The sequence below is a fragment of the Qipengyuania sp. SS22 genome, assembly GCF_025736935.1.
Taxonomy (GTDB): Bacteria; Pseudomonadota; Alphaproteobacteria; order Sphingomonadales; family Sphingomonadaceae; genus Qipengyuania.
This window is the reverse complement of sequence record NZ_CP107048.1, coordinates 2,565,239-2,590,237: the sequence shown is the minus strand read 5'-3', so window position 1 is coordinate 2,590,237 and position 24,999 is coordinate 2,565,239. Positions and strand designations below refer to the sequence as shown.

General features: G+C 63.3%; 20 protein-coding genes and 1 tRNA gene. 10 read left to right on the top strand and 11 right to left on the bottom strand.

Annotated elements, in window-relative coordinates:
- From N6L26_RS12935 to N6L26_RS12915, 5 genes are all read right to left on the bottom strand, one after another.
- Positions 1–2,172, bottom strand: a complete 2,172-nt coding sequence (locus tag N6L26_RS12935; RefSeq protein ID WP_263605961.1) for an alginate lyase family protein — start codon at positions 2,170–2,172, stop codon at positions 1–3.
- Positions 2,169–4,430 carry a polysaccharide lyase 6 family protein gene (locus N6L26_RS12930; protein WP_263605960.1) on the bottom strand — a complete coding sequence of 754 codons (2,262 nt, stop codon included), beginning with the start codon at positions 4,428–4,430 and terminating at the stop codon, positions 2,169–2,171. Before N6L26_RS12930 ends, N6L26_RS12935 begins: the two co-directional genes overlap by 4 nt.
- A 105-nt stretch (positions 4,431–4,535) precedes the next feature.
- Complete coding sequence (locus N6L26_RS12925; protein WP_263605959.1) at positions 4,536–5,276, bottom strand: FadR/GntR family transcriptional regulator; 741 nt, start codon at positions 5,274–5,276, stop codon at positions 4,536–4,538.
- A 152-nt stretch (positions 5,277–5,428) separates the two neighbouring features.
- Positions 5,429–8,377, bottom strand: a complete 2,949-nt coding sequence (locus N6L26_RS12920) for a TonB-dependent receptor (protein ID WP_263605958.1) — start codon at positions 8,375–8,377, stop codon at positions 5,429–5,431.
- Between the two features lie 304 nt (positions 8,378–8,681).
- A tRNA-Ser gene (locus N6L26_RS12915) sits at positions 8,682–8,772 on the bottom strand.
- Between the two features lie 341 nt (positions 8,773–9,113).
- Here N6L26_RS12915 and N6L26_RS12910 point away from each other — a divergent pair.
- Both N6L26_RS12910 and N6L26_RS12905 read left to right on the top strand, forming a co-directional pair.
- A complete protein-coding gene (locus tag N6L26_RS12910; protein WP_263605957.1) occupies positions 9,114–10,100 on the top strand; it encodes a peptidylprolyl isomerase in 987 nt (328 codons plus the stop codon).
- A complete protein-coding gene (locus tag N6L26_RS12905) occupies positions 10,097–10,414 on the top strand; it encodes a DUF1905 domain-containing protein (RefSeq protein WP_263605956.1) in 318 nt (105 codons plus the stop codon). Before N6L26_RS12910 ends, N6L26_RS12905 begins: the two co-directional genes overlap by 4 nt.
- Here N6L26_RS12905 and N6L26_RS12900 read toward each other — a convergent pair.
- Positions 10,411–10,773, bottom strand: coding sequence for a VOC family protein (locus N6L26_RS12900; RefSeq protein WP_263605955.1), 363 nt, complete (start codon positions 10,771–10,773; stop codon positions 10,411–10,413). The genes N6L26_RS12905 and N6L26_RS12900 overlap by 4 nt on opposite strands.
- On the bottom strand, positions 10,770–12,860 hold the full coding sequence (locus tag N6L26_RS12895; RefSeq protein WP_263607314.1) for a RelA/SpoT family protein: 2,091 nt from the start codon (positions 12,858–12,860) through the stop codon (positions 10,770–10,772). The genes N6L26_RS12900 and N6L26_RS12895 overlap by 4 nt, the downstream gene beginning before the upstream one ends.
- A 126-nt stretch (positions 12,861–12,986) precedes the next feature.
- Between N6L26_RS12895 and fumC the strand changes: the two genes are divergently transcribed.
- Entirely contained in the window at positions 12,987–14,372 is a 1,386-nt protein-coding gene (gene fumC / locus N6L26_RS12890; RefSeq protein WP_263605954.1) for a class II fumarate hydratase, read from the top strand.
- 1 nt (position 14,373) lies between these two features.
- Here the strand turns inward: fumC and N6L26_RS12885 are convergent, their stop codons facing one another.
- Both N6L26_RS12885 and hemF read right to left on the bottom strand, forming a co-directional pair.
- Positions 14,374–16,278, bottom strand: coding sequence for a M1 family metallopeptidase (locus N6L26_RS12885; RefSeq protein ID WP_263605953.1), 1,905 nt, complete (start codon positions 16,276–16,278; stop codon positions 14,374–14,376).
- Positions 16,279–16,354: 76 nt separating this feature from the next.
- Positions 16,355–17,227, bottom strand: coding sequence for an oxygen-dependent coproporphyrinogen oxidase (hemF, locus tag N6L26_RS12880; RefSeq protein WP_263605952.1), 873 nt, complete (start codon positions 17,225–17,227; stop codon positions 16,355–16,357).
- A 45-nt stretch (positions 17,228–17,272) separates the two neighbouring features.
- On the opposite strand from hemF, the gene pdeM reads away from it, so the two are divergent.
- From pdeM to N6L26_RS12850, 6 genes are all read left to right on the top strand, one after another.
- The gene (gene pdeM, locus N6L26_RS12875; protein ID WP_263605951.1) at positions 17,273–17,977 is read left to right on the top strand and encodes a ligase-associated DNA damage response endonuclease PdeM; all 705 of its coding nucleotides are present in this window, start codon (positions 17,273–17,275) and stop codon (positions 17,975–17,977) included.
- A gap of 154 nt (positions 17,978–18,131) precedes the next feature.
- The gene (gene infC, locus N6L26_RS12870) at positions 18,132–18,650 is read left to right on the top strand and encodes a translation initiation factor IF-3 (protein WP_082835772.1); all 519 of its coding nucleotides are present in this window, start codon (positions 18,132–18,134) and stop codon (positions 18,648–18,650) included.
- A gap of 135 nt (positions 18,651–18,785) precedes the next feature.
- Complete coding sequence (locus N6L26_RS12865) at positions 18,786–20,195, top strand: SLC13 family permease (protein ID WP_263605950.1); 1,410 nt, start codon at positions 18,786–18,788, stop codon at positions 20,193–20,195.
- Positions 20,196–20,523: 328 nt separating this feature from the next.
- Positions 20,524–21,831, top strand: coding sequence for a cystathionine gamma-synthase family protein (locus N6L26_RS12860; protein ID WP_263605949.1), 1,308 nt, complete (start codon positions 20,524–20,526; stop codon positions 21,829–21,831).
- Between the two features lie 83 nt (positions 21,832–21,914).
- The gene (locus N6L26_RS12855) at positions 21,915–22,712 is read left to right on the top strand and encodes an ATP-grasp domain-containing protein (RefSeq protein WP_263605948.1); all 798 of its coding nucleotides are present in this window, start codon (positions 21,915–21,917) and stop codon (positions 22,710–22,712) included.
- Between the two features lie 10 nt (positions 22,713–22,722).
- Positions 22,723–23,514 carry an SDR family NAD(P)-dependent oxidoreductase gene (locus N6L26_RS12850; protein WP_263605947.1) on the top strand — a complete coding sequence of 264 codons (792 nt, stop codon included), beginning with the start codon at positions 22,723–22,725 and terminating at the stop codon, positions 23,512–23,514.
- A 12-nt stretch (positions 23,515–23,526) separates the two neighbouring features.
- Here N6L26_RS12850 and N6L26_RS12845 read toward each other — a convergent pair whose 3' ends face one another.
- Complete coding sequence (locus N6L26_RS12845; RefSeq protein WP_263605946.1) at positions 23,527–24,060, bottom strand: J domain-containing protein; 534 nt, start codon at positions 24,058–24,060, stop codon at positions 23,527–23,529.
- A 154-nt stretch (positions 24,061–24,214) separates the two neighbouring features.
- On the opposite strand from N6L26_RS12845, the gene N6L26_RS12840 reads away from it, so the two are divergent.
- Complete coding sequence (locus N6L26_RS12840; protein WP_263605945.1) at positions 24,215–24,364, top strand: hypothetical protein; 150 nt, start codon at positions 24,215–24,217, stop codon at positions 24,362–24,364.
- 64 nt (positions 24,365–24,428) lie between these two features.
- On the opposite strand, the gene pal is transcribed toward N6L26_RS12840, so the two are convergent.
- Positions 24,429–24,938 (bottom strand): peptidoglycan-associated lipoprotein Pal, encoded by a 510-nt coding sequence (gene pal, locus N6L26_RS12835; RefSeq protein ID WP_263605944.1) that lies wholly within the window; start codon positions 24,936–24,938, stop codon positions 24,429–24,431.
- Positions 24,939–24,999: the final 61 nt, after the last annotated feature.

The window sequence follows — 24,999 nt, the reverse complement described above, 5'->3', positions numbered from 1 at the left end:
TCAGTTCCTCTCCTGGTCGAGCTCGATCCGCGCGGCGAAGCCCGTCCAGCTCAACGTGCGACCATCGACGGTCGCGTTGTGGCGCTGGGCAGGGTCGTCGTCATAGGAGATCGCGAGAACGGTCTGTTCGCCGCCCTTGGTTTCGACGATCACCAGATCGTAGCTGTTGTATTTCTCGTGGCGCAGCGAGGCGATCAGGCTGCGGCTGTCGACAGTCTGCTCGGTCGCCCCATCATAGAGCCCGTGCGGCTCAAGCATGCTGACGAATGTCGCATCGGCGGCGCCTGACACGCGCTGGATCACCAGCGGTTCGCGGCGCAGGTTGAAGGCCGGGTCGTTCGCGCCGCTTTCGCCGAGGATCGTTTGCGCGCCGGGCTGCGGCACAAAACGATAAGTGTAGAAGCGCCCGCCAAGGATCCAGGTCATGAAGGCCTCGTCGGCGTTGGGTACGGCGGTGCCATCGACCCAGATATGCTGGTAACCATGGTCCGCGCCTAGCACCGGGCGCCCCGTCAGATTGCGGTCGGCTGCGAAGCCGGTTTCGACGATGTGGCCCGAATAGTGGAGCGGCAGATCGAAGGTCAGCCCGCCCTCACCCTCGGCGCGCAATAGGTCCACCACCACGGGGGCCTCGAGCCCCGCCACATCGAGCAGCGCGAGCGTGCGCAGCATGGTCACATGATCTTGCGGATAGGCGCTGTCGATACGCGCCGTGCTGACCTGCAGGTCAGGTTCTGCCGAGAAATGGAGCTGCGTCGGGGCGTGCCTGTCGGCCAGATCCACATCGCCGCCGAAATGGCTCGCCTGGTTCACCACCAGCGCGTTGTGCGCGACGGTCTGCTTGGCCCAGCTCTCGTTCTCCGGGAGGTAACGCCCGCCATCCTTGGCAACGATGTTGAGGAAGCGTGCGGCGCCATAATCGCGCACGATCTCGTGACCATCGTCGTAGAATTGCCAGCTCAGCTTGTCGAAATGGCCGTGGCCCATGCCTTGCGAGCTGTTCTTCGCAACAAGCGCAGTATGATCGGGCCCCTCGCCATGACGCAAAATGGCCACCGCGCCCTGCTTGCCTTCGGGTCCGTCAGACAGCAGCATCGAACCGAAGTCGAACGGCTGCGCCCTGCCTGCAGCCAGATCGCGCGCAAGCTCGAGCCCGTCGGCGGTCAGGATGGTGCGGTCCTGCCACTCGGCGATCGCCAGCAACCCGGGATCGTGCGTTTCGGCATAAGCAATGGCGACACCGTGATAGAGTTCGTCGGTGTTGAGGCTCTTGTCGCGAACTGCATCGTTGAAGGGGAAGAAATAGCCCCCGTAGGTGAGCTGGATCGTGGTCCGCAGCGCCTTGAGCAGGATCCCGTCGCGATAGGCGAAAATGCGGCGATCGGGATCGTTCTGCGCAATCGCATCGGCGAATACCATGAAGGGCATCAGCGCATAGCGCTGGTAATACGGACCCTCGGTATAATAGCCGTCGGGCGAGAACAGCAGTTCGGTCTGGCGCAGGAAGCCGGTGGTACCGGTCTTGTCCGATCCCAGCAGCGCGCGGTCGATCAGGTCCTGGTCATCGAGGAGATAGCCGGTCATCCCGACACCGGCGGTGGCCCAGGTCGCATGGTTGTGAATGCGGTCGAAGGTCCGCTGCGATTCCACCGAGAGGAAATGCGCCGCGCGGCGGAACACGTCCTCATCGATCCGGGTGCGGTCGGCATCGCTCAGCCCGTCGCGAATATCGCCATATCCCTGCACTGCATGGACCAGCCAGACGGCATCGTTGAGCACCTGCCAGAAGATACGGCCGACATTCTGGTTCGCCTTGGCGGGGTGATCGCCAAGCGTCGGATAAAGCGCGGCATAGGCGAGCAGCATATCGCGGACGTAATCGGCATAGGCCTGCTCGCGCGTGATGCGATAAAGCTGCCCCGCCAGATAGATCGCCCGGTAGTTCCGCTTGTGCTGTTCATGCGTGTAGCCCCCGCCCGGGTCCTGGGGCACGGGCACCACAACGCCCTGCTCCATCATCTCCGACACGAAAGTCTGCGCCCGCGTCATCTCCGCGCGGTAAAGCGGCGGTAGATCGGATTGGGCGACATCCTGCCCCGTGGCACTGATGGGTGCGATCAGACCGGCCATCGCCAGCATGATCGCGGCGAAAAGGAGCAGGAGATGCCTCATTCGACCCCCACCCCGCCGAACGCATTGTCCGCGAGCGAAACGCGCGGTTCGCCGTCGAACACAAGTTCGACAAGCACGGGTGCGGGCGTGTCGGTGAAGCTGTTCTTGGCCACCGAAGTCATCGGCGTGCCTACCGTATGGACCACGCGCAGCGGAGCCGACGCGGTGAACGCATTCCTTGCAATGGTCGCGGTCTGGACGCCGTGCAGATTCACCGATGCACTCAAGCCATTGGTGGCCGCCTGGCCGACGTTCACGAACGTGTTGCGGGCGATCGTGACCGCAGGGCCAAAGGTGCTTTCGTCGCGGCCTCCGCGATAGATATCGGCGACCGGACCGCCGATATTGGCGAAGCTGCTGCGGGTGATGTCGAGATATTCGACATTGTATTGCCCGTAATCTTCGGTCTCGGCGGCGGCGGAGACGATCGCTCCGGAAATATCCGAAAAGCTGCTCCTGCTAATCTTAATGCGGTCAGCAAAAGTGCTCTTGCCCAGCGTCAGTACGCTGAAGGACTTATTCACCGTCAGATTGCGTACCGCTACCCCATCCATCTCGATCTGCATGTTCGACTGGATTGGGTAGATCGTGGTCCGGATTACCGAATTGCCGACCGAATCCGGGGCGAGTTCGCCGTCGATCAGCAAATTGGCGAGCTGGAGGTGTGCGCCTTCGCGCAGTTCGATCAGCGATGGGCGTGCGAAGACGATAACCGTGGCCTCGTCGCCCGCGCCCCTCAGCGTCACCGCCTTGTCCAAACCGATCGTGCGTTCGACGACATAGCGGCCCGCCGCGAGTTCAAGCACATCGCCCGATTGCGCCGCGGTAATTGCGTCCACCAACGTGTCGTTGCCGGGCGCGACCGGGGTGACGGTCCCGCTCGCGCCGAACGGGCTGCCATCGTCCGGCTTGGCATACCAGGTCACCCCGACATCCTCGAGCGCAACAGGTGCCAGATCACGCGGCGCACCCACGCCCGCCAGCGCCGGATCAGCTGGATAAAGCAGCCCATTCTCCGCGCGAAGCAGTTCGGCAGCGCCGCTCTTGAGCGCGGATAGCGCGGGATCAATATCGCCGGAAAGCACCCGATTATCGCTGAAAGTGATACCCGAAACCGGGGAGTCGACCGTGATGAAGGCATCGCTCCCGCTCGCACTCATCAGATTGCCGGCGAACACCGTTTTGCTGGGCACAGCGGAGCGTTCCTCGTCGGCCCCGACGCCAAACCCGATACGCGCGCTGTCGAGGATCGAATTGTTCGTCACTCGCGCATTTTCGACTTCGACGTAGCGATTGACGGGCGAGTTGGGCACGCCGTTCATGATCGCCAGCGCGCTGGAAAAGCCCGTGCCGCGCAGACCTTCCATGTAATTGTCACGCACGATCTGGTCGCGATTGATAACGCGAATACCGCCGGTGTAATCCTTGCCATGGCCCATGAAGACATTGCGTTCGACGAGATTGCCGTCGCCATGGCGCAACGTCAGGTTCCCGCGCGAGCGCAGGAAGAGATTGCCGCGAAAGATATTGCCGCCCGATTTGGACGAGATGATTTCGACCTCGCCATCGGTGCGATCGAAGACATTGTTCTCGACCAGTGTATTCGAATTGAACATCGAATAATGGCTGGTGCCGATCCGCAGCGTTTCGCCGCCATTGGAGCCAAGCGACTGGCGCGGACCGAAATAATTGTGATCGATGCGGTGCGCGTTCTCGCGGCTTTCCTCGCTATCGAGGCGGACCGCCAGCGTAACCCCCTTGTTGGTCTTGCCGACAAGATGGTTGTGATCGAAGCGATTGCCGCGTCCGTAGATGCCGACCCAGTAATCGGATTCGTAGCGATCGGGTTTGCTGAAGCCATCGATCACTACTTCGGTGACGCGGCTGTGGCGGGCCAGATTGTCTTCGCTCACACGAAAAGCGATGACTTCGCCGCGCGGGCTGTAACCGTCCTTGAATACCAGACCCGACACCAGGAGGTATTCACCACCGATCCTCAGGCTCGACCGACCGGTCAGGATCGCCCCGCCCTTGGTTTGCGCGGTGACCATGATCGGTGCGTCCTCATCCCCGGACCCGGTCACCACCATGTCGAAATCATGCCATTCGCCATCGGCCAGCATGATCGTGTCGCCCGCTTCCGCGCGTTTCAATGCGCGGGCATAGTCGGCTTGATCATGGACGAGAAATTGGTCTGCTGCGGCAGGCGCGGCAGCAAGCCCCAATATCGCGCAAACAAGGCTACGCCCTGCAAACATCCCTCAGCCCTTTCGTATAGTTATGCGCAAACCATACGGAGCCTTTCCGTCTTGTCAATCAATCTGGACTGATAGAATCGAATTTATTTGTAATACCAGTTTGGCTTAACCGAACTTGGAGGCGGCGAGGAAGCGCTCGCGGCTGCGCGATGCACGCTGCTGGACCTCCTCAAGCGCCTGGCGCTCGGTCGCCTCGAGCATGGATTCCAGCAGGCGCTGGAAATGCTCGCGCATGGCCTGACGGGCAGCGCCCGGATCACGCGCCTTCAGTGCGTCGAAGATCGCGCGGTGCTCTTCGGTGCGCGATGCAGCATCATGGACGCAGACCGCTTCATAGGTTGCCTTCACCTCGGGCAGACCTTCGCGCATCTGCCACAGCGATTTGACGGTATGGACCATGGCCGCATTATTGGACGCTTCGGCGATGGTGAGATGGAATTGTTCGTCCGCGGCATTGGCCGCTTCCTCATCGGGAGAGCTCATCTGCTCGATCAGCCGCTCCAGCTTGGCGATCCCTTCTTCGGAAATGTTATGCGCCGCCAGCGCTGCCGATTCCGCTTCGATCATCAGCCGCGCCTCGGTCACCTCGAACGCGCTCGCCTGCGGCAGCGCACCGATGCTCGCGGGTTTCTTCTCGCTGACATAGACGCCCGATCCGGTCTTGATTTCGAGCCGCCCGACCGCCTGCAGAGCGATTTCCGCCTCGCGGATGGTCACGCGGCTGACGCCCAGCTTCTCGGCCAGTTCGCGTTCGCCCGGCAGCCTTGTCCCCGGAGGATAGGCGCCCTGGTCGATCAACTCAGCGATCTGTTCTGCGACAGATTGGAAGAGTCTCTTATTGGCCATGCGCCCGTGTCTCCGATAAGTTCAGCCGCTCGATACTATACCAATTTCCCTAAACACTCTGCGAGGCTCTGACCAGACAGCATTACCGCCGATGCCGGGAGAGAGATGCGGCACCGGCGGTTTGCTTGATCCTGCGCTGTGGCCCGCGCTGATCAGAGTTTAAGTGTAGCGCCGAAGGTGATCCGGCGGTCGGGCAGGCCCTGGAAGCAAAGCAAGGCCCCGTCGTTGACGCAATATTGCTCGATCTTCGACTTGGTCAGGTTCACGCCTTCGACGCCGATATTCAGCCAATCGGTCACGTCGTAGGTAATGCCCGCATTGAGCTGGCCGCGCGCGCGAGTCACGACCGGGAAGCCCAGCGTGCTGTTGAGCGTCGCGCCGCCCGCGGTGTCGAGCGTGCGGAAAGAATCCCGCCAGGTGTAACGCGCCCGCGCCGAGAGCCCGAACTTCTCATAATAAAGCGTCACATTGTACGCATGTGGCGAGAAATCGAGCAGGCCCTGGACCGCGGTGACCGGCGTTGCAATCCCGGGGTTGATCGCCTGGAAGATGTCTTCGCCGCGACCCGAGGCCTCGTTGGTGGCCTCGCCACCTCCGAAGTCCTGATAGGTGTAATTGGCGAGGATGCCGAAGCCCGAAGCGAAGCCGAGAGTATTTTCAAACTGCGACAAATCATACTGGACGGCAACCTCGATCCCGGTCTGCGTGGTGCTCCCGGTATCGTTGATAGTCGTCTGGATCGGGACGCACAGCCCGTTGCCCGGGACGGGCGACAGCACGTTGCGATCAGGGAGCGGATTGAAAATGCCACCCTGTTCGCACGGCGCAGTGATATCGCGGAAGCCATCGGCATCTTCGAAGGCATCTTCGAGCTGGGTCACGAACAGGTTCTTGCGCTTCTTGTGGAAGACCCCGACGCTGACGACCGAGGCGGGCGCGAAATACCACGAAAGCGAGGCATCGTAGCTCTGTACCGTTTCGGGCGCGAGGTTCGGATTGCCGATCGCCACGGCATTGTTCGGCCCTGTCGGGAAATTCACCGATAGCGACAGATCGTTGAAGTCCGGCCGATTGATGTCCTCGGTATAGCTGGCACGCAACACCAGATCGGGCGTGAGTTCGGCGCTCAGATTGACCCGCGGCAACCACTCTGCATAGTTCCCTTGGGCGGTGACCGGCGTAACCACGCCGTCGGCAACGCTATTGCCGAGCGATTCCACCGAACTCGTAACCCAGCGCACCCCGGCATTGCCGCGCAATATGCCTGCTTCGAAATTGAGCTGGCCATAGACCGAATGCGTGGTCTCTCTGATGTCGAAGAAGCCTGCCGGATCCGAGGACGCATCGTCCAGGACCACCATATTCGGCGTCTGCAGCAGCACGGCCTGCAGCGTCTCCAGCGTGCCATCGGGATCCGAGAATGCGCGATCCGGATCAATCAACAGGAAGTTGCGAAATGCCAATTCGCGCCCGTCGAACTCGCCGAAATTGCTCGGTCCAGGGACCAGGAGATCGGCAAAAGCCGAGCCGTTGGGGCTCGAATCAATCGCGCTGGTTCCGAAACTGGAACGGACAAGATCGAAATTGGTCGAGGTCTTGTTATAGCGGTAGCCGGCATCGAACGAGGTGAAGAAGCCGGTCAACCCGTCGAGATCGAGCGAACCGTCGAGCCGGAACGCATCTTCCTTGTTCTCGGTCCGATTGTTGCCGACCGTGACCGCGTCGAGCACGACGTTATTGGGATCGAGCAATTGCTCGACCGTAGGCGCAAACGGCGAATCGAAGTCGATGCCGAAGGTCAGCGCCCCGCCTGACAGGTCGTAGCGGAACGGCACCGCATTGTCGTTGCTGGTCCCGTTGGTCGGCGTATTGGGATTGATGAAATTCAGCGTGGTGCTGAGGTCCGGACTACGCGAATCCGACCGCGAGGTCGATGCCTCGACCCGTCCCCAGAAACGCCCGGTAGTGAATTCGGTCCCCAGCCGGAATATCTTGCTGTCGGTCAGGCGCGCGCCGGTATCGCTCGAGAACCGGAGGTTGGGGTCGTCTTCGTCGACCGCGAGATTCGGCTGGATGGTGCCCGATTCGGCCGCATCGATACTGCCGAGAGCCACCCCGTCGAGCGAGCCGAAATCGACCGTTTCGAACGTGTCCGGAACATTGTTGCCGATGAGCGCGCTGACGCCCGACCCCTGCACGCGCGAGCTGTCCTGCCGGCGCTCCTGATCGTTGATGATCGCGTCGAAATAGACCTTCACATTGTCGCTCGGAGCCCACTCGAGGCTGCCGGCGAAATTGATGGTTTCGTACTCGAAGTTCTCCAGCTCCTGGTTGAGGAACTGGATGCCGAGGAAGGGCGTGGTCGGGCCTGCCGCGCCGCCCGCCGTGACCGCACCACCAGCGGGTACGACATTGTCGCGGTCGACACGCGGACGAAACGAGGTCGCTTCCTGCTTCGAGTAGCTACCCGCGAGCACAACGCCGATTTCGCCCCCGCCCACTTCCCAAACATCGCCAAAGCTTGCGGCGAAGCGGGGCGAGATGCCGTCGGACAACTCGCTATACTCGCCCTGCGCGCGCACGACGAGCAAGGGCTCGCGCAAATCCAGCGGGCGGATGGTGCGCAGGTTGATCGTCCCGCCGACCGAACCTTCGACCGTCTTGGCCTCGGGCGCCTTGATCACTTCGACCGAAGCGATGATTGCGGCGTTGACGTCCTCGAAATTTATCCCGCCGCGGCCGGTACCCGAACCGACGGTGGAGACCCCGTTGATTTCGATGCGGTTGTCATTGGTACCGCGAATCTGCACACCGGTGCCGACACCGGCTTCGCGCGTGATCTGCACACCGGTCACATTCTCGAGCACTTCGGCGAGGTTTTGGTCGGGAAGCTTGCCGATATCTTCCGACTGGATGACCTCGATCAGGCTTGCGGCATCGCGCTTCTCGGTCAGCGCGCTCTGCAGCGAACTGCGGATCCCCGTGACCAGGATGACGTCGCCATCAGCGGCGGCATTCGCGAATTCATCATCCACCACCTCGTCGACGACACCTGCATCTTCCTCGACCGCCTGCGCCGCCGCGACGCCAGGAAGCGCCATGGCCGCAAGCGCGGTACCGGTAAGAAAACGAGTCAGAGAACGAGCATTGCACACGGCCAAACGGCCGCCATCGACGGTATTCGACATAATTCCCTCCCAAGGGTTTTTGTTATGTTGCTTGGGATAATGCCTAGTCCAGATATGTCAACCGTAATAACATACCCATCGGTTATCTTCTGTCATACCAATTTACGCAGCGCGTGAGAGGGTCGGTATGCGGTTGGAGAAACACTAATGCGGGTAACGCCGCAGCCACCCTTCTCCAGACGAGAAGCGGGATAGCGTGATAATTGGTAGCAGAAGGTGGCGGAGCAGGAGGGATTCGAACCCTCGATACGGGGTTACCGTATACACACTTTCCAGGCGTGCGCCTTCGACCACTCGGCCACTGCTCCGCATTCCTGTCCGGCCTACCGATCCCGACGCCCAGAGGGCGCGGCGATAGCGCTGACAGGAAGGCGCGCGTCTAGCGGCGCTGCAGGGGAATCGCAAGCCGCTGCGGAACCGGGATGGTCGGGCAGGCGTTTTTCATGGTACAAGCCGGTTTAACGACGGTGCTGCGCGGATCAGGCATCCCCTGCGAACACCGTCTCGAAGCCCCCTCCCGCCCCTTCAATGTGCGAGAGGGGGTTTTTGGTTATGCAACTCAGTGCGCCAGCGGCGCGCGCTTGCGCTGGCCTCCCCCACGATCGGATAAGGCTTCCGTTTTGTCCGCGCGAGTGGCACCCCTTCCGCCATGACCAGATCGCTTCTCCCGCTCGCCGCGCTGCTTGCGCTGGGTTCACCCGTGATGGCGCAGAAAGAGGCAGCCGCGCCGTCCCCGGGCCAGATCGTTGCCGAGGCCCCGCGCGATGCATGGGTCGACATCGCGCCCGAGGACCTGCTGGTGATGACGCTCGCACCGGCAACGGACGGCAGCGCGCGTCAGGTGGTGATCCAGCTGATGCCCGAACCGTTCTCGCAAGGCTGGGTCGAGAACATCCGCACGCTAGCGCGCGCCGAATGGTATGACGGCATCACGATCAACCGCGTGCAGGACAATTACGTCGTCCAATGGGGCGATCCCAATTACGACAATCCCGAGGCTGAGGGCGAGGCTAAACCGCTGCCGGAAGGTCTCCGGACCATGCCAGAAAGCGATTATGTGAACTCGGCCCGTGGGGCAGAATCCGATGAAGACGCGATCGTGCTTTGGCATCCGAAACCGGCTCTCAGTGACAGTTATGCTGCCATCGCAACCTTCTCCGAAGGGTGGCCCATCGGTATCGAGATTGCCGAAAACACCAAAGTTGTGCGCAGCTTTCCCGTCCACTGCTACGGCATGGTCGGCGTTGGACGCGGCTATTCGCCCGACACCGGATCGGGCGCAGAGCTCTACACCGTGATCGGCCATGCACCGCGCCATCTCGACCGCAATATCGCGCTGGTCGGTCGCATCTTGAAAGGGATGGAGCACTTGTCTTCGCTGCCGCGCGGTTCGGGTGCGCTGGGCTTCTACACTGCCGAGGAGGCGGGCAAGCGTATGCCGATCCGTTCGGTCCGCGTCGCCAGCGACCTGCCCGCAGCGCAGCGTCCTGCGTTCGAATATCTGTCCACTGAAGGCGAAACCTTCGCGCGATATGCCGAAGCGCGCGCCAACCGCCGCGACCCGTTCTTCATCCATGCCGCAGGCGGCGCGGATATCTGCAACATTCCGGTGCCCGTGCGCCAGATGGCCGATTGAGCGAGAGTGTATCCGTCACCGCGCCGCTGTGGCGGTGGACCGCGAAGAACGGCGTCAGCTGGTTCTTCGTGACCCTGGACGGCGATGCTGGCGAGGAGCTGTCGGCAACCGAAGCGATGCGGCGGCTCGAACTGGGGGGCCAGCGCGGCTTCCGCTCGCTCAAGGTCGAGGCATGCATCGGGAAAACCGTCTGGCAAACATCATGCTTTCCGCACGATGAGGGCGGCTGGATGCTGCCGGTCAAGGCGCCGGTGCGCAAGGCCGAGAAACTCGCCGAGGGTGATCCGGTCGCGGTCACGCTGCGACCTGTCTAGAGCTTCTGCATCAACTCGATACGGTTGCCGAAAGGGTCTTCGGTAAAGCAGCGGTGATAGCCCGCGATCGGCTTGCCTTCCCTGACGATTGACCCCGCTTGCGAAAGCCTGGCGCGAAAATCGGCCAGATCGGCAACCAGCAACGCCGGATGCGCCTTGCGCGCCGGGCGGAAATCGGGGTCGACCCCTAGGTGTAGCTGCACCGCTCCGCATTCGAACCAGCATCCGGCGGGGGAAAGGTTGGACGGCTTGGCCACTTCACGCATGCCGAGCAGAAGGGTGTAGAAAGCGCGGGCCCGGTCTTCCCCGCCATGCGGCATAGCCAGCTGGACATGGTCGATGCCCAGCACGCCGGTCATACGCGCTCGGCCTGGGCGATCGAATCGCTGGCCCTGAGCGCGCTGAGAATGCGCGTCAGGTGCGGCACGTCCTGCACTTCGAGGTCGATCTCGTAAGTGGTGAAGGGATGGTCGAGCTGGGTCTGCTCGAGGCTGGTCACATTGACGTGGTTCTGCGCGAAGATGCCCGCCATTTCGGCCAGCGTGCCGGGCCGGTCGTACAGCGTGACACGCAGCCGCCCGACCGCGCCGCGCGAGCGCTTGCCCCACGACAGGTCGAGCCAGTCGTTATCGATCCCGCTGGCGAGGTGATTGCAGTCGATCGTATGGACCTCGACCCCTTCGCCGGGTTTGCGCAGGCCCACGATCCGGTCGCCCGGGACCGGGTGGCAGCATTCGGCCAGCTGGAAGCCGACCCCCGGGGTAAGCCCGCGGATCGACAGCGCCCTGCCGCTCTTGGCCCAGTCGGGCTCGTTTTCCAGCTCGGCGGTGCAGCCGGGGACCAGCGCTTCCATGACGGCGCGATCCTCGATCTTGGCCGCACCGATGGCGTAATAGAGGTCTTCCTCCTCTTCCATATCGAGCCGCTTCAAGGCCTCGCGCAGCGCCTTCTTGCCGATCTTGGCGGGCACACGCAGCGCGATCTCGTCGAACAGCTTCTGCCCGATTTCCGCCACTTCGGCGCGTTCCTTGAGGCGCACGGCGCGGCGGATCGAAGCGCGTGCCTTGCCGGTCACGACGAAGCCCAGCCAGCTCAGCTGCGGATCGGCATTGTCGCTCTTGATGATCTCGACCACGTCGCCATTGTTGAGCTGGGTGCGCAGCGGCATGTGCCGCCCGTTGATCTTCGCACCGACTGTCTGTGCGCCCAGATCGGTGTGCACGGCAAAGGCGAAATCGACCGGGGTCGCGCCCTTGGGCAGCTGGAACAGCGCGCCCTTGGGGGTAAAGGCGAAGATCCGATCCTGGTAGATCGCCAGGCGCGTATGTTCGAGCAATTCTTCGGGATCGTGGCTCGCGTCGACGATCTCGATCAGGTCGCGCAGCCAGCCGACCTGTCCGTCGGGCCGGTCGTCCTGCTTGTACGCCCAGTGTGCGGCAAAGCCGAACTCGTTCACGCGGTGCATCTCTTGCGTGCGGATCTGCACTTCGACACGCATCGATTTGCCGTAGATCAGCGAGGTGTGCAGCGACCGATAGCCGTTGTTCTTCGGCGTCGAGATATAGTCCTTGAACTTGCCCGGCAGGAATTGCCAGGTCGTGTGCAGGACCCCCAGCGTGCGATAGCAGTCGGCCACATCCTCGCAGATGATGCGGAAGGCCATGATGTCGGTGACCTGCTCGAACGATACATGCCGTTCGGCCATTTTGCGCCAGATCGAATAGGGATGTTTTTCGCGCCCCGACACTTCGGTGGTGACGCCCGCCTCGGACAACGCGTGTTTCATGTCGAGCGCGATCGCATCGACCTGTCCGCCATCCTCGCTGCGGATCTGGTTGAGCCGCTGCGTGATCGTCTCGTAAGCCTCGGGCTCGAGCTGCTCGAAGGCGAGCATCTGCATCTCGCGCATATATTCGTACAGCCCGATCCGTTCGGCCAGCGGGGCGTAGATATCCATCGTCTCGCGCGCGATCCGCTGGCGCTTCTCGGGTTTCTTGATGAAATGCAGCGTGCGCATGTTGTGCAACCGGTCACCCAGCTTGACCAGCAGCACACGGATATCCTCGCTCATCGCCAGCAGGAACTTGCGCAGGTTCTCCGCCGCGCGCTCGTTCTCGGGCATTTGCTCGATCTTGGACAGCTTGGTCACCCCGTCGACCAGCCGCGCGACATCCTTGCCGAAGTGGTTTTCGATATCGTCGATCGTCGCCAGCGTATCTTCGACCGTATCGTGCAGTAGCGCGGTGGCGATCGTTTCCTGGTCGAGCTTGAGGTCGGTCATCAAGCCGGCAACTTCGACCGGGTGGCTGAAATAGGGATCGCCGCTCGCGCGGGTCTGCGTGCCGTGCTTTTGCACGGTATAGACATAGGCGCGGTTCAGCATCGCCTCGTCGGCATCTGGGTCGTATTCCTTGACCCGTTCTACGAGTTCGTACTGGCGCAGCATATCTTCGAGATAGGTTCGCCTGCCGGACATGAACAGATGAAATCTTCAGCGATCATGATCGCGGGTGGCAAGCGACGCCTCGTGATCCTACCTGTGGCATCGAGCAATCCGGAGACCCGACAGGCCATGACCGACACGCGCACCGAAACCGATTCCATCGGTCCCATCGAAGTTCCTGCCGACGCCTACTGGGGCGCGCAGACGCAGCGCAGCCTGGAAAATTTCCCTTTCCCCGCGCACCAGCGCATGCCTATCCAGATCGTCCACGCGCAAGCGACGGTCAAACAGGCTGCCGCGCGGATCAATCGCCAGCACGGGCTGGAGGCACCGCTTGCCGATGCGATCGAGCGCGCCGCCACAGCGATCCGCGCAGGCGATTATGACAACCAGTTTCCACTGACCATCTTCCAGACCGGCAGCGGGACTCAAACCAATATGAACGTCAACGAGGTCATTGCCGGGATCGCCAACGAAGCGCTGGCGGGCACCCGAGGCGGGAAGGAGCCGGTCCATCCCAATGACCATGTAAACCGGTCGCAAAGCTCGAACGACAGCTTTCCCACCGCACTGCATATCGCCACGGCGCTAACGTCGCGCGATGCGCTGTTGCCCGCGCTCGACCGGCTGGCCGCAGCACTCGATGCCAAGGCGCTGGCCTTTGCCGATATCGTCAAGATCGGCCGCACGCATACGCAGGACGCCACCCCGCTGACGCTGGGGCAGGAATTCTCCGGCTATGTCGCGCAGCTGAAAAGCTGCCGGGTGCGGATCGAGGGCGCATTGGAGAACGACATCCGCAAGCTCGCGATCGGCGGCACCGCGGTCGGCACCGGGCTCAATGCGCCGGATGGCTGGGCTGCGGATATGGCTGGCGCGATCAGCGACATCACCGGCTTTGCCTTCGAGCCTGCCCCCAACACCTTCGAACAGCTCGCTGCAAAGGACGGGCTGGTGTCCTTCTCGGGCGCGCTCAACACACTCGCAGTGGCGCTCAACAAGATCGCCAACGATATCCGCTTCCTCGCTTCGGGTCCGCGCTCGGGCCTTGGTGAACTGTCGCTACCCGCAAACGAACCGGGCAGCTCGATCATGCCGGGCAAGGTCAACCCGACCCAATGCGAGATGCTGACCATGGTCGCAGGCCAGGTGATCGGCAATCACCAGGCGGTGACGGTGGGCGGAATGCAGGGCCATTTCGAGCTCAACGTGTTCATGCCGCTGATTGGATCGAACGTGATCCGCTCGGTCGAATTGCTCGCAATCGGGATGGAGGGCTTTGCCGTCCGCTGCGTCGAGGGGATCGAGGCGAACATTGAACAGATCGCCGCGCTGGTCGAACGCTCCTTGATGCTGGTAACGGCATTGGCGCCGGAGATCGGCTACGACAATGCCGCCAAGATCGCCAAGCATGCGCACCAGACCGGCCAGACGCTCAAGCAGGCGAGCCTCGAGCTGGGGCTGGTGGACGAGCCGACCTTCGACCGCCTCGTCCGCCCCGCCGATATGGTGTGACTTAGCCCTCGGTCCCGAGAATGCGGTCGACCCCGCCGCGCGTTACCGCGTGGTAGCGGCCGCGGGTCTCGGCATAGATGCGCTGCGCGATCGGCCGGCCCCATTCGTCCTGATCCCACAGCACCCGGAACAGCGGGCGCACGAATTTCGCGCGGCCGACCTCGGCGAGGAATTCCTCCGCCTGCGGCACCGCGGGTTCGTAGCGGTTGGCGAGCGCCAGTTCGAGCCACAGGAACAGCTCTTCGTTATTGCCCGTGCCCGACAGGCCTAGCGCCTTGTTTAGCGCGGCCAGTTGCTCGGCGGTGCGCTGCTTGGGGATGTTGTCGAGGAAGCGCTGGCGCTCGGCGCTGCTCCACTGCGCATAGCCGTCCGGGATCGTGCCCTCGGCGGCATAGGCGGACACCGCGGCATCGACCGCGGCAAAGGCCGCCGGATCGGGCCGCGCGACATTCGCGGGCAGGCCCGGCTCGAAGATCCATTCGCGGAGTTGCAGCCGGTCGGCCTCGGCCTCGCCCTGCACCAGGTTTTCCATCATGTCCGCGAGGAACAGCTCGCTGGTAGCGGGCTGAAACGCGTGATTGTCGAACCACTGGCGCAGCCAGGCATCGAAACGCTCGCGGCCGACCACGCTTTCTACCGTGCGCAGGAAGAACGCGCCCTTGTCGTAAGCGATCGCGCTGCCGAGCTGGTAGCCGCCATCGGTGCTGAGCGCGGTACCGGGGGCATCCGCGCCCACTTCGGCCAGCGTTTCCTGGATATTGGCAAACATCAGCGCGGCTTCCTGCTCGGCGCGCTGCTTGCCATAGACCGCCTCGACGATGCGGTTCTCGAAATAGGTGGTCACGCCCTCGTTGAGCCAGCTGTCTCCCCATACGGCGTTGGTGACGAGATTGCCCGACCAGCTATGCGCCAGTTCGTGCGCGACGAGGCCGTTGTTCGACCGGTCGCCCGCGATGAATGTCGGGGTGAGGAAGGTCATCACCGGGTTTTCCATCCCGCCATAGGGGAAGGCGGGCGGCAGCACGATCATGTCGTAGCGGCCCCAGCGGTATTCACCGTAGAGCTCCTCCGCCGCGACGACCATTTCCTCGGTGTCGTTCACTTCGCGCCATGCCCGGTCGAGCGTGGCGGGTTCGGCCCAGACGCCGGTGCGCGGACCGATCGCGCGGAAATCGATATCGCCCGCCGCCAGCGCGATGAGATAGGGCGGCACCGGCTTGTCCATCACGAAGGTGAACGCACGGCGACCATCGCCCAGATCTTCGGGCTCGCCTTGGCGCACGCCGCTCATTACCACATCGAGCGGCTCGGGTGCGGTGATCCGCGCTTCCCACGTCTGGCGGATGCCGGGGCTGTCCTGCGTCGGGATCCAGCTGCGGTTGAGGATCGCCTGTCCCTGGCTGAAGAGGAAGGGATGCTCCCCGCCCTTGGTCTGTTCCGGGCTGAGCCATTGCAGCGCGCTGGCATCGGCGGGCGCGCGATAGGCAATGCGCAGCGTCTCCGCCCCGTCGAGCCGAATCGTCAGCGGCGCGCCCTTGCCGCCTTCGGCTACTGCCTCGCCCACCGCATAGGACAGCGCGCGGCCCTGCCCGTCGGTGACCTGCGCGATCTCAAGCCCGTTGGTGTCGAGCACGATCTCCTCGGCCCCCGGCGCGGCCAACACGGTCAGCTGCGCCGTCCCGCCGACGCGCTTGGCGTCGAAATCGAGGTCCAGATCGAGCGCGACATGCGTCACCCGCGCGACCTGCGGCTGCGCATGGGTCAGTGTATCGACTGCCTCGGGCGAGGTCAGGATCGGCGAAACCATACGGTCCGCTGCCGCAGCCACCGGCGCGGGCGCCGCTTCCATCGTGGTACAGGCGGTGCTGGCGAGCAATAGGGCGAGCGGGGCGGCGAATTTACGCATGAAAGGTCTCCGGTGAAGGCCGGATACGCGACCCGGCTATTTGTCTATTTTTGCAGTGCTTGGGCGCGTGGCCGGTTCAGCTCCACACCGCTTCGGGGGGCAGGCTCATCAGAATCGCGTCGATATTGCCGCCGGTCTTGAGGCCGAACAGCGTGCCGCGGTCATAGACGAGATTGAACTCGGCATAGCGCCCGCGCCATTCGAGCTGGGTCAGCTTGTCGGCATCAGTGAAATCGCTCTCCATCCGCCGGCGCACCAGCTTGGGGAAGATATCGAGAAAAGCCTCGCCCACATCCTTGGTGAAAGCGAGATTACGGTCGAACGCGGCCCCTTCGTCGATAGCAGGATCTTCACATTCGAGGTGGTCGTAGAATATCCCGCCCACGCCGCGGTGCACGCCGCGGTGGGGGATGTAGAAATAGTCGTCGGCCCACTTCTTGAATCGTTCGTAATAGGTCGGGTTGTGCGCCGCACAGGCCGCGCGGAAACAGGCGTGGAATTCGTCCGTGTCCTCGGCATAGGGGATCGGCGGATTGAGATCCGCCCCGCCGCCGAACCACGCCTTGCCGGTAGTCAGGAAGCGCGTGTTCATATGCACTGCGGGCACATGCGGATTGGCCATATGCGCGACCAGGCTGATGCCGGTGGCGGTGAAGCCCGGGCTGTCCGCGCTGGCGCCATTGATCGTGGCGGCGAATTCCTGCGCGAAATTGCCGCGCACGGTCGAGACGTTGACGCCGACCTTTTCGAACACCTTGCCCTTCATCAAGCCGCGCGTCCCGCCGCCGGGATCGGCATTGTTTTCCTCTTCGCGGCTCCAGCTGTCGTACTGGAAGCCGGCATCGCTGCCCGCTTCGCGCTCGATGGCTTCGAATTCGGTGCAGATGCGGTCGCGCAGGCTTTCGAACCAGGCGCGGGCGGTCTCGGTCTGCTGGGTCCAGTCGGTCATGGCAAAAGCCTTGCCATCCCCACTTCGCTACGGCAATAGCGAGCCATGGTTCCCCTTTCGTTCGCAGGCGAGGAATGGCTCCTCACCGAAGGCCGCGCGCTGTACTGGCCGCGCGAGCGCGCGCTGCTGGTGGCCGACCTGCATCTGGAAAAAGGCAGTTTCTTCGCGCGGCACGGGCAGCTGATCCCGCCCTATGACAGCCGCGAAACGCTGGAACGCGTGGCGCTGGCGATCCGCGAAACGGGCGCGCGCCGGGTCATCACGCTGGGCGACAATTTCCACGATTCGGCCGGCTCGACCCGGCTTGAAGAGCACGCCGCGGGGATGCTTCACGCGCTGACCCGCACGGTCGACTGGGTCTGGATCACCGGCAATCACGATCCCGCAATGGAAGCGCGCTGCGGCGGCACGCTGGCGGAAGAACTCGAGCTCGGCGGGCTGATCCTGCGCCACCGCGCCAAGGCGGGCGAAATCCGCCCCGAACTGTCGGGCCATTACCATCCGCGCCTCCAGCTCAAGGTGCGCCAGCGCCATATCCGCCGTCCTTGTGCGGTGATCAGTGCGAACGACGGCCCCGGCCGCAAGCCGGGCGGACGCATGATCCTGCCCGCATTCGGCGCTTTTACCGGGGGAATGGATGCCGCCGATCCGGCGATCTTGGAAGCGCTCCAGCCAGCGCAGCGGATCGATGCGGTGGTCCCGGCCAAGGGCCAGCTGGCGCGCTTCAACCTGTGGAACCGCGCTGCCTGATGGCAACAACAGCGCGCAAATATGCGCCCCATTCGCATAACACACTTCCGAATCCGCCCGGGAATGCCTACATGCTGGCTTTCCGAATACCGCAACATGTCCAAATACGGCCACCAAAGGAGAGTGCCCCATAGCCCGTCCACCCCGGCGCAGCATGCAAATGCCCGTGAAAAGCGGCCCGCGCTACGATAACATGATCAATGTGCCGAAAGTCCGCGTGATCGATCACGAAGGCGAAAACATCGGCGTTATGTTCACCCGCGAAGCGGTCGAGCAGGCCAATGAACTTGGTCTCAACCTCGTCGAAGTGTCCCCCAATGCGGACCCGCCGGTGTGCAAGTTCCTCGATGTCGGCAAGCACCGCTACGAAGCGCAGAAAAAAGCCAACCTCGCCCGCAAGACGCAGAAGACCCAGGAAATCAAAGAGGTCAAGATGCGCCCGAACATCGACACCCACGATTACGAGGTGAAGATGCGCAATGTCGTCAAGTTCCTCGAGAACGGCGACAAGGTGAAATGCACGCTGCGGTTCCGCGGCCGCGAAATGGCGCACCAGCAGCTCGGCATGGATCTCCTCAACCGCGTCCGCGACGATGTCGAGGAAATCGCCAAGGTCGAAGCCTTCCCGCGCCTCGAAGGGCGTCAGATGATCATGGTGCTCGCGCCCAAGTAAGGCGCGCACCACACTGCATTGCGAAAGGGCGGCGCTTCGGGGCCGCCCTTTTCGTATCGGGCATCCATGCGCCTGGCGCGTTGCCCCGCCCGCGCGCCGCTGTTAGCAGTTCGCGCCGAGGGGGGATCGCAGCACATGGCGGCCAGACATATCGGATTGCTGGTGGGCGCTGCGGCGCTGCTGGCCAGCATTTTCCTGCCCACGCCCGCGGGCATGGAACGCGAGGCATTCATCGTCGCCGGGCTGGTGGTGCTGATGGCCGCCTGGTGGATGACCGAGGCGCTGCCGCTGACCGCGACCGCGCTGATGCCGTTCATCGTGCTGCCCTTTGCCGGGGTGATGAGCGCCAAGGAAACCGCCAGCGCCTATTATTCCGACATCCTGTTCCTGCTGCTGGGCGGCGGGTTCATCGCGCTGGCGATCGAGCGCACCGGCCTGCACCGGCGGCTTGCGCTGGGAATCCTCAGCCTGCTTGGCGGGCGCGGCGGACAGGCCGGCCTGCTGTTGGCCTTCATGATCGCCGCCGCGATCCTGTCGATGCTGATTTCGAACACCTCCACCACTCTCATCATGATGCCCATGGCCGTCGCCGTCCTCGCGGGCGGCGGGGTGCTCGCCGGCGACCGCGACGGGCTGGCGGGCGCCTTGCCCATGGGGATCGCGTTTGCAGCGAGCATCGGCGGGCTCGGCACGCTGGTCGGATCGCCGACCAATGCGATTGCGGTGGGGCTGCTCGATACCATGATCGGCGCGCAGATCAGCTTTGCCGAATGGTCGTTCTACGGCTTCCCCATCGTGCTGCTCGGCGTTCCGCTCGCGGCTTTCCTGGTGGCGCGCGTCCAGCGCGTTTCCGCGCATCCTTTCGATGTAGCCGCGGCCCGCGCCGCCGTGGTCAACAAACAGCCGATGGGACCCGCCGAACGGCGCCTGATGATCGTCGTCGCGCTGACCTTCGCCGCCTGGATGACGCGGCTGGTGCTGGGGCCCTACCTCCCGGAAGGGTCGTGGACCGATGGCACCATCGCCATCATTGCCAGCCTGGCGCTGTTCCTGCTCCCCGATGGCACCGGGCGGCCGCTGCTGGTGTGGGAAGAAGCCAACCGCGCGCCGTGGGGCGTCATCATGATGTTCGGCGGCGGGCTGGCGCTGGCGGCGGGCATGAACGCGAGCGGGCTGGCCGACTGGCTCGGCAATGCGCTGCTTCCGCTCGAAGCCTTTCCGCTCGTATTTGTCGCTCTCGCGGTTGTCGCGATGGTGGTGCTGATCACCGAATTTGCCAGCAATGTCGCGACGGCCACCGGGATCATTCCGGTAATCGCCGCGCTGGTGGTGGCACTGGGCGTGGACCCGATCCTGCTCGCCATGCCCGCAGCGCTGGCGGCGAGCTGGGGCTTCATGCTGCCGGCAGGCACCGGACCGAATGCCATTGCCTGGTCGACCGGGCATATTCGCATCGACCGCATGGTGAAGGCGGGCCTGTTGCTCGACATCGCCGGCATCTTCATGATCGTCGGCGTGGTGTGGGGAATGGCGACGCTGGCATAGCGCCATGCTGCATGGAGTGGGGACGAGGGAACTTTCCTACCTCGGCCCAGTCGCGCTAGACCCCGCTACATGACCGCTGCACCGCATTTCCGCCCTCTTCCAATAGCTTTTCCCCGGGCTGAGCGTTCTTTGCTTCAGGACCGTGTTCCATGCGTTCCATCCCATGGGACTCGTCGCAGTTGAAACCAACTTCGGTCCAACATATGGACTGGCCCACAGCGGCGGTCGGCGGAGAAGCGTTCCTGCGGAGGTTAGGAACGGGTGCCGCGGCCCATCCGCCTTGGCTCCCGCCTTCCTGGGAGCATAGATCAGGAAGGAGGTTCGCCCGATGAGCGACCACGATATCGACCCTACCTCGCCGCGCATGGCACCCAAGCCCGAAGTCACCAAAATCGACGGGCGCGAACTCAAGCCCAGCACACTGATGATGGGTTATGGCTATGACCCGGTGTTGTCCGAAGGCAGCCTCAAGCCGCCAATCTTCCTCACCTCGACCTTCGCCTTTCCCAGCGCCGCCGACGGCAAGCGCCATTTTGAAGGCATCACCGGCAAGCGCCCGGGCGGCGCAGACGGTCTCGTCTATTCGCGCTTCAATGCCCCCAACCAGGAAATCCTCGAGGATCGCCTGTCGGTATGGGACGGCGCCGAGGATGCGCTCAGCTTCTCCAGCGGCATGACCGCGATCTGCGTCCTGATGCTCGCCTATGCCAGCCAGAATGACGTGATCGTCCATTCGGGCCCGCTCTACGCCGCCTCCGAAGGCTTCGTCGCCAAGGTGCTCGCCAAGTTCGGCGTGACCTATGTCGACTTCCCCGCCGGTGCGACGCGCGAGGAAATCGACGCGGTGCTCGCCAAGGCCAAGGCACAGGCCGACGAGCAGGGCGGCAAGGTGTGCATGATCTATCTGGAAAGCCCGGGTAACCCGACTAATGCGCTGGTCGATGTCGAAGCGGTGCGTGCGTCGGTAGATGCGGCGCAGCTCGACTGCCCGATCGCGATCGACAACACCTTCCTCGGCCCGCTGTGGCAGCGTCCGCTCGACCAGGGGGCCGACATCGTGGTCTATTCTCTGACCAAGTATGTCGGCGGCCATTCGGATCTCGTCGCGGGCAGCATTGCCGGCGCGAAGAAGTGGATGGATCCGGTGCGCATGCTGCGCAACACCATGGGCGGCATCTGCGATCCGAACACGGCCTGGATGTTGATGCGTAGCCTAGAGACGGTCGAACTGCGCATGAATCGCGCGGGCGAGAACGCCGCCAAGGTCTGCGACTTTCTTGCCCAGCATCCCAAGGTCGAGGGTCTCGGCTATCTCGGCATGATCAAGGATGCCCGCCAGCAGGACATCTACGATCGCCACTGCAAAGGCGCGGGCAGCACCTTCTCGCTGCTGCTCAAGGGCGGTGAGGCGGAGTGCTTCCGCTTCCTCGACGCGCTCAAGATCGCCAAGCTGGCGGTCAGCCTCGGCGGGACCGAAACGCTGGCGAGCCACCCGGCCTCGATGACGCATCTGTCGGTTGCCGAAGGACGCCGTGCGGAACTGGGTATCTCGGACAACCTCGTGCGTATCAGCATCGGTATCGAGGATCCCGACGATCTGATCGCAGACTTTACCCAAGCGCTGGAGGCGGTCTGACCCGGATCGGCTTCCTCGCCTGTCCCGAAACGCTCCCCGGCGAGGGTCCTCGCCGGGGAGACGCGTTCGAGCACGATCTCGAAGTGCGCGCGCTGCGGCCCGCATTCGAAGCGGCAGGACTGGAGCTGGTCGAGGTCGACTGGCGCGCTTCGCTGGAAGCGTTCGGCGACATCGCACTGGTCCTGCTCGGAACCGCGTGGGATTATCAGGACCATCTCGAGGAATTCCTCGACCGGCTCCACGCGCTCGCCGCGAAAGGGATCGCGGTCTGCAATCCCCCCGAGGTAGTCCGCTGGAATGCTGACAAACGCTATTTGCGCGAACTGGCCAAGCGCGAGGCGACGACTGTGCCCACGCTCTGGCTCGACGATGCAGCCCCGGCCGATGTGCGTGCGGCGATGGATGAATTCGCTACCGACCGCGTCGTGGTCAAACGCCAGGTCGGCGCGGGCGGACTGGGCCAGCACAGCTTCACCCGCGACGCGCTTCCCGACGCGGATTGGACGATGGGCCGCCCCTGCATGATCCAGCCCTTCTTGCCGAGCGTGGTCGAGGAAGGCGAATATACCTTCGTCTTCATCGACGGCGCCTTCAGCCATGGCGTCCTGAAATGCGCTGGCGCGGACGACTATCGTATCCAGTCGCTCTACGGCGGTTACGAGCGCGAGTACGCGCCCACACCGGAGGATCTTGCGACGGCCGCGGCGGTCATGGCCGCGCTGCCATTCGACGCTCCGCTCTATAGCCGGATCGACATGGTGCGCCTGCCATCGGGCGAACTGGCGGTAATGGAAGCGGAGTTGATCGAGCCTTATCTCTACCCCGAACAGGGTCCGGACTTGGGCCAAAGGCTGGCAGTTTCTATCGTCGCCCGGCTGTAGGGAGGCGGGCATGACGGACAAGGTGTTTCTGGTAATCGGCGCGGGCGCGGGAATCGGCGGCCATGCGGCAGCGCGGTTCGCCCGCGGGGGCTATCACGCAGTGCTCGCGCGGCGGTCCGACGAAGCGGGACTGGCCAGCCTGGTCGGCGCGATCGAGGAAGATGGCGGCAAGGCGACGGGCACGCTGCTCGACGCGGCGGCGGATGGCTCGATCGAGGAACTGGTCGAACGGGTTGAGCGCGACATCGGGCCGATCGACACCGTGCTCTACAATCTGGGCGCGCAGATCGGGAACCGCACGCTCGGCGATACCCCGCACCGGACCTTCGAACTGGGCTGGCGGCTGGGATGCTTCGGCCTGTTCCGGCTGGCGCATGCGGTGGCGCCGCTGATGGTCGCGCGCGGGAGCGGCACCATCCTCGTCACTTCGGCCACCGCTGCAGTGCGCGGGAATTCGGGTCAGCACAGCCATGCTGCCGCGATGGGCGGACGCCGCATGCTGTGCCAGACACTCAACGCCGAATTCGCGCCGCAGGGCGTACATGTCGCCCATGTTGTGGTCGATGGATCGGTGGATGCACCCGACACGCTGGGCAAGCTGCTCGGTAACAGGTTCGAGGCCTACAAAGCCGCGAAAGGCGAGGACGGGGTGATCGATCCTGGCGCGGTGGCCGAAACCTACTGGCATCTCGCGCACCAGCCGCGCAATTGCTGGAGCCATGAAGTGGACGTCCGACCGTTCACCGATGCACCATGGTGGAACGACAATCCAATTCCGACGATAGATACCAAACCGAAATAGCCGTCGTGACGGCTAGCCCTTCCACTCGCGGCGCTCTTCGGCGGCCTTGAGCACTTCATAGGCGAGCTGCAGCTTCTGGAATTCGGTAGCCGCTTCCTTGTCGCCCGGTTTGACATCGGGGTGGACGGTCTTGGCCTTGTCACGCCACGCCTTCTTGATCGCAACGAATTCGGCGTCTGCTTCAAGCTCTAGCACATCCAGCGCGCGCATTTCGTCGGCGCTGCGCGATCCGTCACCGCTCCCGCTCCAGCCATAATGCTGGGCTTCGGCATAGCCCGCATTCTCACTGCGTTCGGCAGTGGCGCGGGCTTCCTTCTCGGCCTTGTCGAGGCCTTCGAAATAGTCCCACTTCCGATTGTATTCGGCAGCGTGCTTTTGACAGAACATCCAGCGTTCGGGACTGTTCGGTGCCTTGGGCGCAGGACATGCACCCGGTTCTTCGCACCCGTGGCGATCGCACAGGCGCACCGTCGTCGCCTCGCGCGACGAACCATAGCCCCGCCAACGCGGAAAGCCCCAATCGTTGGAACGGCGCGGCTTAGCCATGCGCCGGGACAATCGTTTTTCGGATAAGCATGGGGTCAATCTAGGGGGAAAGGCGAAAGGTGCAAGCGCTCAGGAACAAGTTTCAATTTGAAATGTTGCACTGCAAGAATTACTTAATATCTTCGTCCTAGGAAACCGATCGATGAGACCGATAATGAGCAAACAGCTGGGCCTTTCCGCGACTGCCGCGGTCCTGTCGATGGCGGTCTTCGTATTGATCGCAGGCCGGGGCGGGCTACATGCGGACGCGGCAGACCAGATGGTCGCGCAGGCACCGCTGGTGAGCCTCACCGCCTCGCAATAAACGCTACCTGTACACAAGTGCAGGTTTGAAAGGGCTCCCGCTGGCGGGAGCCCTTTTCGTTTCATCAGCTGATGGTGATGGTCGCCGCGCGGCGGTTCTGCGCCCACGCCGATTCATTCGAACCCAGCGCAATCGGGCGTTCCTTGCCGTAGCTTACCGTACGGATACGGTTGGCAGGAATGCCGATCGAGACGAGATAGTTCTTCGCCGCATTGGCCCGGCGCTCGCCCAGCGCAAGGTTGTAGTCACGCGTACCGCGTTCGTCACAATGGCCTTCGATGGTGAAGGTCACCTGCGCATACTGGCTGAAATACTGCGCCTGGCGCTGCAGCTTGGTCTGGTCTTCGGCGTCGATATTGAAGCGGTCGGTGTCGAAGTAAACGACCGTATTCTCCTGCCCGACGGCATTGAAGAAATGCTGCTGCGATCCGACCGACGGGCCCGTCGGCGCGGGGGCCGGCGCAGGCGTTTCGGTCGTCGGCGGCGGCGGCAGTTCCTCAGGTGCCTTTTTCTGGCAGGCTGCAAGCGCGATGGTCGATGCAAGCATCAGACCGGTAGCAACACGGGTATTCATAGGCTGTCCCCTTTTAAACAGCGTGGTGAAGTCGGTTTTGCCCCCCGAATTCGGTCCCTGT